This window comes from Ferrovum myxofaciens (genome assembly GCF_000735045.1).
Classification (GTDB): Bacteria; Pseudomonadota; Gammaproteobacteria; order Burkholderiales; family Ferrovaceae; genus Ferrovum; species Ferrovum myxofaciens.
In genome coordinates, this window is sequence record NZ_JPOQ01000167.1 from 1 (window position 1) to 367 (window position 367).

Annotated in this window: 1 protein-coding gene; it reads left to right on the plus strand. The window is 49.6% G+C overall.

Annotated elements, in window-relative coordinates; all coding sequences use genetic code 11:
• The coding region (locus IV91_RS0112360) for a 3'(2'),5'-bisphosphate nucleotidase CysQ family protein (RefSeq protein WP_035418066.1) at window positions 1-367 on the plus strand (367 nt) is incomplete at both ends.

Consider the following 367-nt stretch of genomic DNA (forward strand, 5'->3'; position numbering starts at 1 on the left):
CGTCAAGCGGTCGGGATGGGCTATTTTGCAATATTATTCGGAAATAGCCTCCGCCGATTCCCGTCATCCACTGAAGGTGACACACAAGGAGGATCGGAGTCCGCTGACGGAAGCGGATCTGGCTTCACACAAAATCATTGTAAGCGCTCTGTCTGAACTGACCCCCCATCTTCCGGTGATTTCAGAAGAAGATGGAAAAAGGGTCCCGAAGTACCCCGCTCCGAAATGTTTCTGGCTTGTAGATCCCCTGGATGGAACCAAGGAATTTTTGGCAGGAAGTGGTGAATTTACAGTTAATATCGCTTTGATTTGGCATGGAAAATCCATATTTGGTGTGGTGGGGGCTCCGGCCCTGGATTTGATCTAC